Source organism: Streptomyces sp. NPDC047853, from assembly GCF_043204535.1.
GTDB lineage: Bacteria > Actinomycetota > Actinomycetes > Streptomycetales > Streptomycetaceae > Streptomyces.
Genome location: NZ_JBIDCI010000043.1, coordinates 1 through 8,681, shown reverse-complemented (window position 1 = coordinate 8,681; position 8,681 = coordinate 1). Strand labels below are relative to the sequence as shown.

Sequence of the window (8,681 nt, the reverse complement as noted above, 5' to 3'; positions counted from 1 at the left end):
CCGCCAACGCCTCCCGGAACACCCCCGACCAACCCGCCAACTCCCGCCCCATCCCCACCCACTGCGACCCCTGACCCGGAAACACGAACACCACGTCACCGGGGACCACTCCACCCGTCACCACACCCGACGACGCCACACCGGCACCCACCGAGCCCAGGCCCTCGGCCGCGCTCTCCCGGTCGGCGGCCAGCACCACCGCGCGCTGCTCCAGCCCCGCCCGCGACAGCAACGACCAGCCCACGTCCACCAGGCCGGGTCCCGACGCACCGGAGAACAGCTCCCGCAACCGGCCCGCCTGCGCGGCAAGACCCGCTGCCGACTTCGCCGACACGGTCAGCGGCACCCGTGCGGAGCCGGTCGAGGGTTCCGGCGTCGGGGCCGTCACCGGCTCGGCCTGTTCCTCGGCCTGTTCGAGGATCACGTGCGCGTTGGTGCCGCTCATCCCGAACGAGGACACACCCGCCCGACGCGCACGCCCCGTCTCGGGCCACGCCCGCGACTCGACCGCCAGCCGCACGGCACCGGTCGTCCAGTTCACGTGCGGAGTCGGTTCATCCACGTGCAGCGTCGCCGGAACCGTGCCGGAGCGCAGCGCCTGCACCATCTTGATGATGCCCGCCACACCGGCGGCGGCCTGGGTGTGCCCGATGTTCGACTTGACCGAGCCCAGCCACAACGGAGCGTCAGTATCACGCCCTTGGCCGTACGTCGCGAGCAGCGCCTGCGCCTCGATCGGGTCACCCAGCCTGGTCCCCGTCCCGTGCGCCTCCACCACGTCCACGTCCGACGCCTCAAGACGCGCGTTGGCCAACGCCTGCCGGATCACCCGCTCCTGCGACGGGCCATTGGGCGCCGTCAGACCGTTCGACGCCCCGTCCTGATTGACGGCACTCCCCCGCACCACCGCGAGCACCTCGTGGCCCTGGCGCACGGCGTCGGACAGCCGCTCCAGCACCAGCACACCCACGCCCTCGGACCACCCGGTGCCGTCCGCGGCCTCCGCGAACGACTTGCACCGCCCGTCGCCCGCCAACCCTCCCTGCCGGCTGAACTCGGCGAAGATGCTCGTCCCCGCCATCACCGTCACACCGCCGGCCAGTGCCCTGTCGCACTCACCGCCCCGCAGCGCCTGCACCGCGAGGTGCACCGCCACCAACGACGACGAACAGGCCGTGTCCACCGTCACCGCGGGGCCCTCAAGGCCGAAGGAGTACGCCACCCGGCCCGAGATCACACTGTTGGATCCGCCCGCCAGCACGTGCCCCTCGGCGGTGGTGAAGAGGTCGGTGCCCAGGCCGTAGCCGGACGACGCGGCGCCGATGAGTACACCGGTACGGGTGTGGTTCTGCGACAACGGGTCGATGCCGGCGTGTTCGAAGGCCTCCCAGGACGCCTCCAGCAGCAGCCGCTGCTGCGGGTCCATCGCCAGCGCCTCACGCGGCGAGATCCCGAACAGCGCCGCGTCGAACTCCGTCGCTCCGTCGACGAATCCGCCCCGGCGGGCGTAGTCGCCGTCCCCGTCCTCGGGCCAGCCGCGGTCGGTGGGGAAGTCCGTGACGACGTCGCGGCCCGAGGCCACCACGTCCCACAGTTGCTCGGCCGAGTTGGCCCCGCCGGGGTAGCGGCAGCTCATGCCGACGATCGCGATGGGTTCGTCGGCAGCGGCGGGGGTGCCGAGGGAGGGCGCGGCGGCGGCCGCGGAGGTGTCGCCGAAGAGCCGGCCGAGCAGGTGGTCGGCCAACGCGAGCGGCGTCGGGTGGTCGAAGACCAGGGTGGTCGGCAGGGGCAGCCCGGTCTCGGAGGTGAGCAGGTTGCGCAGTTCGACGGCGGTGAGCGAGTCGAAGCCGAGGTCGCGGAAGGCGCGGCGGGGTTCCACCACGGCGACGCTCGTATGGCCCAGTACCTGCGCGGTGTGCGTGCGGACCGCGTCCAGGAGCAGCCGGTGCCGTTCGGTCCCGGGGGCGGCGGTGAGCGCGTCGCGCAGCGCGGTGGACGGGGTGTCGGCGTCGGCGGTGGTCGCCGTGGCCGGGGCCTGTGCGTCGGGGAGTTCGGCGAGCAGGGGGCTCGGGCGGGCGGAGACGAACGCCGGAGCGAACAGCTTCCAGTCGACGTCGGCGACGCTCACGGTGGCCTCGTCATGGTCGACGGCGCACGCGAGGGCCCGGAGAGCGACCGCACGGTCCATCACCGACAGGCCGCGGCGCCGCAGGTAGGCGGCGACCTCGTCGTCGGCGGCCATGCCGACCTCGGCCCACGGCCCCCAGGCGATCGCGGTTCCGGCCAGTCCTCGGTGCCTGCGGTGCTCCACCAGCGCGTCGAGGAAGGCGTTCCCGGCCGCGTAGGCGCCCTGGCCGCCGCTGCCCCAGGTCGCGGCGATGGAGGAGAAGACGACGAACAGGTCCAGGTCGTCGGTGAGTTCGTCGAGCAGGGCCGCGCCGGTGACCTTGGCGCGCATCGCCTCGGCGACCTCGCCCTCGTCGGTGTCCAGCAGCCGGCCCGGCGTCCCGACGCCGGCGGCGTGCACCACCCCGGTGAGCGGGAGCTCGGCGGGTACGGCGGCCAGTGCGGCGGCGAGGGACTCACGGTCGGCCACGTCGCACCCGGCGACGGTCACACGGGTGCCCGACGCGTGCAGCTCGGCTCGGAGTTCTTCCGCGCCGGGCGCGTCGGCGCCGTGCCGGCTCAGCAGCAGCAGGTGCGGCACCCCGCGCCGGGCGAGCCATCGGGCCACGTCGCCGCCGAGACCTCCGGTCCCCCCGGTGACCAGTACGGTGCCGCCGGTCGTCCACCGGGGCGCGGAACCGCGCGGCAGTGGCGCCCGTACGATCCGGCGGCCGTACGCCTGCCCGTCGCGCAGCGCGACCTGGTCCTCCCCGGTCGCGCCGCCGAGCAGTGTGACCAGCGCGTCGCCGACGGTGTCGTGGCCGTGGGCCGGCAGGTCGACCAGTCCGCCCCAGGTGGTGGGGGACTCCAGGGCCGCGACCCGGCCGAGCCCCCACAACGGTGCCTGCTCCGGGTGGAGCAGCGGATCGTCGTCCCCGGTGGACACCGCGCCGCGGGTCAGGCACCACAGCGGGGCGGCCTGCTCCGCGTCGCCCAGGGCCTGGTAGGTCAGGAGCAGCGCCGCGAGGTCGGTGGGTCGCGCCGGTCGTGGGCCGGTACCGCCCACGACGACCACGACGCCGTCCGGGGCGGCGGCGGTGAGCCGCTCGGTGAGGACGGCTCGGTCGTCGGCCGCGGTGAGGGCGAGTTCGACGACCCGCGCGCCGGAGGCACGGAGGGTGTTCGCCACGTCCTGGGCGTCGTCGCCGGTGCCCGCGGTGACGAGCAGCCAGGTCCCGGTGAGGGAGCCGCCCGGGGTGAGGGTGAGCGGCTTCCACCGGGCCTGGTAGCGCCACGATTCCAGGAGGGACTCCTGGCGCAGGGAACGTCGCCAGGACGACAGCGCCGGTACGAGGTCCGCCAGGGACTCGGGGTCGTCGCGCAGTCCGAGGGTGTCGGTGAGTTCGGTGAGGTCGGCTCGCTCCACCGCTTCCCAGAACCGGTCCTCCTCCGGTGAGGTGGACGGCTGGGCGGCGCCCGTCTCGGGCAACGCCTCGGGCCAGTAGCGCTCGCGCTGGAAGGCGTACGTCGGCAGCTCGACCCCGCGGCCCTCGGGGAGCAGTGAGCGCCAGTCCACCTCGGCGCCGGAGGTCCACAGCCGGGCCAGTGCGGTGAGCGCGGTGGCGGTGTCGTCCCGGTCCTTGCGCAGCACGGGTGCGAACACGGCGTCGGCGGCGGTCTGCTGGGCCATGGCGCAGAGCACCCCGTCGGGGCCCAGCTCGACGAAGCGGGACACGCCCTGGTCCCGGAGGCGTGCCACCCCGTCGGCGAACCGGACCGTCTGCCGCACCTGCCGCACCCAGTACCCCGGGTCCGACATCAGTCCGGGCTCCGCCTCCTCGCCGGTCAGGTTGGACACCACGGGGATGGCGGGGTCGGCGAAGTCCAGCTCCTGCACCACGGCAGCGAACTCGGCCAGCATGGGCTCCATCAGCGCGGAGTGGAACGCGTGCGAGACCGTCAGCCGGCGGGTACGGCGGCCCTCCCCCGCCCAGCGCGTGGCCAGCGCGTCGACGGTCTCCTCGGAGCCGGAGACCACCACCGACGCGGGTCCGTTGACGGCGGCGATGTCGGCCCGGCCGGCGAGCGCCTCGACGACCTCGGCCTCGGTCGCCTCGACCGCGAGCATCGCGCCGCCCGCGGGCAGCCCCTGCATCAGCCGGCCCCGCGCCTCGACGAGTCGGCAGGCGTGGGAGAGCGAGAGGACGCCGGCGCAGTGCGCGGCGGCCACCTCACCGATCGAGTGCCCCAGCAGCAGATCCGGGGCGACGCCCCAGGACTCCAGCAACCGGAACGCCGCGACCTCGACGGCGAACAGGCCGGCCTGCGTCCACTCGGTCCGGTCCAGCTCGGTGCCGCCGGTGAACACCACGTCCTTGAGCGGACGGCCGCGCCTCGGGTCGAATTCCGCGCACACGGCGTCGAAGGCCTCGGCGAACGCCGGGAACGACGTGTACAGCCCTCGCCCCATGCCGGCGCGTTGCGCGCCCTGGCCGGTGAAGAGGAACCCGGTCCGGCCCTCGTCGACCGTTCCCGTGACGACACCGCCGGCCGGGTGCCCGGAGGCCAACGACGCGAGGTGGTCGCGCAGTTCTGCCTCGTCGGTGCCGAGGACCACGGCGCGCCGGGTCAACGCGGCCCGGGTCGTGGCCAGCGACCATGCCACATCGGCGGGACGCTCCGCGCGGTCCGCCAATCGGTCGCAGAGACGTTCCGCCTGGGCGCGCAGCGCGTCGGGCGTCTGCGCGGACACCGGCCAGAGCAGCGGGCCCGGCAGCGCGCCGGCGCCGGCGTCCGCCGGTTCCCCGGCCGGCTCGTCTTCGGGGAGCGGGGCCGGCGCCTCCTCGAGGAGCAGATGGGCGTTGGTGCCGCTGACGCCGAACGCGGAGACACCGATCCGCCGCGGCACGTCCGTACGGGGCCACGGGCGGGCGTCGGCGAGCAGGCGGACTCCGCGGCCCTCCCACACGACGTGGGGCGTGGGGACGGTGACGTGCAAGGTGCGGGGCAGCAGGCCGTTGCGCAGCGCCAACACGCTCTTGATGACGCCGACCACGCCCGAAGCGGCCTGGGTGTGGCCGAGGTTGGACTTGGCCGAGCCGAGCCACAGCGGGCGGTCGTCGGGACGGTCCCTGCCGTAGGTGTCCTGCAGCGCCTCCAGCTCGATCGGGTCGCCGAGCGCCGTGCCGGTGCCGTGTGCCTCCACCGCGTCGACGTCGGCGGTGGTGAGTCCGGCGTTGGCGAGTGCCTGGCGGATGACGCGCTGCTGGGAGGGGCCGTTGGGCGCGGTCAGGCCGTTGGACGCGCCGTCCTGGTTGACCGCGCTGCCTCGGATGACCGCGAGGACGTCGTGGCCGTTGCGGCGCGCGTCGGAGAGGCGTTCGACCAGGAGTACGCCGACCCCCTCGCTCCAGCCGGTGCCGTCGGCCTCGGCGGAGAACGACTTGCACCGCCCGTCGGAGGCCATCCCGCCCTGCTTGCCGAACTCGGTGAACGCCGCCGGGGTGGTGATCACGGCGACGCCACCGACCAGCGCGCGGCCGCACTCGCCCTGCCGCAGCGCCTGGACGGCCAGGTGGAGGGCGACCAGTGACGAGGAGCAGGCGGTGTCGACGGTGACCGCCGGGCCCTCCAGACCGAGCACGTAGGACAGCCGGCCGGACAGGACGCTGCTGGCGCTGCCGGTCAGCTGGTAGCCGACGGTGGACTCGGGCATCCGGCCCACCGTGTCGTACCCGGACGGTGAGGCGCCGACGAAGACGCCGGTGTCGCTGCCGGCCAGTGAGTGCGGATCGATGCCGGCCCGTTCGGCGACCTCCCAGGCCGCTTCCAGCAGCATCCGCTGCTGGGGGTCCATCGCCAGCGCCTCACGCGGGTTGATCCCGAACAGGGCCGCGTCGAACTCGGCGGCGTCCGGGACGAACCCGCCGCGTCGGGTGTAGCCACCGGTCTCGGCCACGGTCTGGGTCCAGCCGCGGTCGTCGGGGAAGTCGACGATCGCGTCGGTACCGTCCGCGAGCAGCCGCCACAGATCCTCGGGCGCTGCGACGCCGCCGGGCAGCCGGCAGCTCATCGCGACGACGGCGACGGGCTCCCGGGCCGCCTGCCGCATCTCCCGGTTCTGCCGACGGAGCCGGTCGACTTCCTTGAGCGAGGCTCGGAGGGCCTCGACGGCCTTGTCGCTACGAGTGTTCATCGAGTTCTCCACAGGCTCAGGCATCGTCTCGGTCGGCGTTCAGCGCCATGTCGATCAACGCGTCGGCGTCCAGTTCGTCGATCGAGTCGCCGTCGGTGGACGGGGTGGACGGCTCGTCGGTGTCGCCGGCCAGTCGCAGCAGCGTGTCCACCAGGCCCTCCGCGCGGAGACGGGCGATCGGAACGGTCGCCAGTGCCGTACGGATGGCGTCCTCTCCGGGCTCGGCGGGCGTCTCGTCGGCGCTCGGTCCGTGGTCGGCGACGCCGAGTTCCGATCCGAGGTGGGCGGCGACCCCCGTGGGGGTGCGGTGGTTGAAGACCAGGCTCACCGGCAGCCGCAGCCCGGTCGCGCGGCTGAGCCGGTTCCGCAGCTCGACCGCGGTGAGCGAGTCGAAGCCGAGGTCCTTGAACGCCTGCGCGGCCTCGACGACCCGTCCGTCCCGGTACCGCAGGACCGCCGCTGCCTCGGTGCGGACCAGGTCGAGCAGGATCTGCCGACGCTGCCTGGCCGGTGCGGCGGAGAGCCGGTCGAGCAGTGCGGAGGTGTCGTCGTCGCTCTGCTCGTCGGCCGCTTCCAGGGTCCGGTCGGCCTGCAGCGCGGCGATCAGCGGACTCGGCCGGCTCGCGGTGAACGCGGGTCCGAAGACGTCCCAGTCGAGGTCGGCGACGACCAGGCCGTCCTCGTGCCGGTCGATCGCGCCCGCCAGGGCCCGTACGGCCAGTTCGGGCTCCATCGGGACGACCCCGAGCCGCCGCAGCCGGTCACCTCCGGCCGACGCGGCGAGGCCGCCACCGGCCCAGGAGCCCCACGCCACGGAGGTCCCGGCCAGGCCGGCCTGGCGACGGTGCCGTACCAGGGCGTCCAGGAACGCGTTGCCCGCGGCGTACGCGCCCTGCCCTCCGCCGCCCCACACGGCGGCGCCGGAGGAGAAGACCACGAACCGCTCCAGGTTCGCCTCCCGGGTCAGCTCGTGCAGCAGGCGCGCGCCGGTGACCTTCGCGCCGAGCACGGTGTCGAGATGGTCCGCGTCGACCTCGTCCAGCGCGGTCACCCCGTCGACGCCGGCCGCGTGCAGCACCGCGGTCAGCGGCCACTTCCCCGGCACCGCGGCGAGGACCTGGGCCAGCGCGTCCCGGTCGGTCACGTCGCAGGCGGCCAGGGTGACCTCCGTGCCGAGGGCGGTCAGCTCCGCCGCCAGCTCCGGCGCGCCGTCCGCCGCTTCGCCGCGCCGGCCGACCAGCAGCAGATGGGGGGCGCCCCTGCCGGCCAGCCAGCGGGCGACCTCGGCGCCGACGGCTCCGGTTCCGCCGGTGACGAGCACTGTTCCGGTGGGGGTCCAGGCAGTCGGTGCGGGCCGGGTGGTGTCGGTGTCCTGAGGCGCGCGGACGAGCCGGCGGGCAAGGATGCCGCGGTCGCGGACGGCGACCTGGTCCTCGCCGGTGCCGCCGGCCAGGACGACGGTCAGCAGGTCGCCGGCGGTGCTGTCGGGAGCGGGAGGGACGTCGATCAACCCGCCCCAGCGGTCGGGGTGTTCGAGCGCGGCGACCCGGCCGACACCCCAGACCGCCGCCTGGGCGGGACGGTCGACGGGCTCCTCGTGGGTGGACACCGCCCCGTGGGTCAGCGTCCACAGGGGTGCGGTGATGCCCGCGTCGCCGAGCGCCTGGGTCAGCGTCACGGTGGCGGCGACCCCGGCGGGCACCGTGGTGCTCGGCAGCGCGCCGTCGGTCGTGGCGAGGAGCGACAGGACTCCGGAGAGGGGTTCCTCGGGGCTGGTGGTCTCCCTCAGGCGTGCGGCGAGGGTGTCGCGGTCCGGAGTGCGGTCGTCGTCGACTTCGTACTCCAGGACGTCGGCGCCGGCGGCGCGCAGCGCGGTGGTGGCCCACTTCGTCAGCTCGCAGGCGAGGGGGGCGACGACCAGCCAGGTACCGGTGAGCGGGCCGGCGGCGGGGAGTCCGGTCGGCGGGGACCACTCGATCCGGTAGCGCCAGGTGTCGATGGTGGAGTCCTGACGGCGTCGGGCGCGCCAGGAGGAGAGCGCGGGCAGGAGCGCGCCGAGTTCCCGGGAGGACTCCAGCTCCAGGGTGCCGGTGAGTTCCGCCAGGTCGCCGCGTTCCACGGCGTCCCAGAAGGCGGCCTCCTCGGTGTCGGCGACGACAGCCTCGCGGGTGGTCGGCGCGGGCTCCAGCCAGTAGCGCTCGTGCTGGAAGGCGTAGGACGGCAGTCCGACGCGGCGTCCGGTGGGGACGACGGAGGACCAGTCCACCCCGGCACCCGCCACCCACGCCTCGCCCAGAGCCGTCAGGAAACGCTCCTGACCCCCCTCACCACGACGCAGCGAACCCACCACCACGGCATCCACACCCGCGGCCTCAGCCGT

The 8,681-nt window shown here is 74.6% G+C and carries 2 protein-coding genes; both read right to left on the bottom strand.

Annotated features, from left to right (window positions below):
- Window positions 1–6,301: type I polyketide synthase (locus tag ACGF5T_RS35920; RefSeq protein ID WP_366769399.1), on the bottom strand; the 6,301-nt coding region annotated here is incomplete at its 3' end.
- Window positions 6,302–6,317: 16 nt separating this feature from the next.
- Window positions 6,318–8,681, bottom strand: a 2,364-nt coding sequence (locus tag ACGF5T_RS35915) for an SDR family NAD(P)-dependent oxidoreductase (protein ID WP_366769400.1), incomplete at its 5' end; no start/stop codon positions are given.